Raw genomic sequence first — 1,173 nt, forward strand, 5'->3', positions numbered from 1 at the left:
CCAGTAGAACCTGTAATTATTAGTTGTGAATTGCCTTTAACAGGAACGGATCCCCGTTTAGTACCATTAGCCGATAAAAAAGCCCTCTGCGATCGCTATAATAACTTACTGCGTCAACACCATCCCAGTATTGCCACCACTTCCGTCCGTTATAGCGATAGTAGTCAACATATTCTTTTAGGTACTTCTGACGGGACTTTAATCGAACAAAAATGGTCAGACGTAGAAATGCGTTTTTCGGCCACCGCTAGGGATGGGGACAGCGTACAAACAGGCCGGGAAACCACCGGATCCCGAAAAGCTTTCGAGGATCTGGTCAATTTAGAAGAACAGGTGCAAGGGTCGGCTAAACGGGCCGTAGAAGCCCTAGTTTTGCCCCCTGTCAAGGGCGATACCTACACCGTCGTCATCGATCCCATTTTAACCGGTCTGTTCGTCCATGAGGCTTTTGGCCACCTTTCCGAGGCAGATATGTTATACGAAAATCCCGACCTTTTGGAAGTGATGAGTATGGGCAAACGTTTCGGACCAGATAACCTGCAAATCTTTGACGGGGCAGGTCCAGAAGGTCATCGGGGCAGTTATTTTTATGACGATGAGGGAACCCCCGCGACGACGACTCAGTTAATTAAAGATGGGGTTTTGGTGGGAAGACTGCATTCGCGGGAAACGGCGGGCAAATTAGGCGAAAAACCGACCGGTAACGCCCGTTGTCTCAATTATCATTATCCGCCCATTGTCCGCATGACCAACACTTGGATTGAACGGGGAACCACTGCGGTTAAAGAGTTATTTTCGGGCATAAAAACGGGAGTTTATGCCCAAAATTGGCAGGGAGGCATGACTAACGGCGAAATGTTCACTTTTAGCGCCGGGGAAGCTTGGATGATTCGCGATGGAGAAATTGCTGAACCCGTTAAAGATGTGACTCTCTCCGGTAATGTCTTTAAAACCCTAGGCAATATTGAGGCAATTGCTGATGATTTCTACTGGGACGAGTCAGGAGGCTGCGGAAAAGGGGGTCAAAGTGGTTTACCGGTCGGCTGCGGTGGCCCCAGTCTCCGCATCCGCGATGTGGTGGTGGGGGGAGAAGCCGATATTCAGTGAACAGTCAACAGTAAACAGTAAACAGCTTCTGAGGGCAAGAGGCTCCAAGAAAGAATCTGGCAATTC

The 1,173-nt window shown here is 49.2% G+C and carries 1 protein-coding gene; it reads left to right on the plus strand.

All coding sequences use genetic code 11. The features are described from left to right. The coding region (locus PX481_RS21790) for a TldD/PmbA family protein (RefSeq protein ID WP_288095938.1) at positions 1 to 1,107 on the plus strand (1,107 nt) is incomplete at its 5' end. Positions 1,108 to 1,173 lie beyond the last annotated feature (66 nt).

Source organism: Microcystis sp. M53603_WE2 (genome assembly GCF_030065435.1).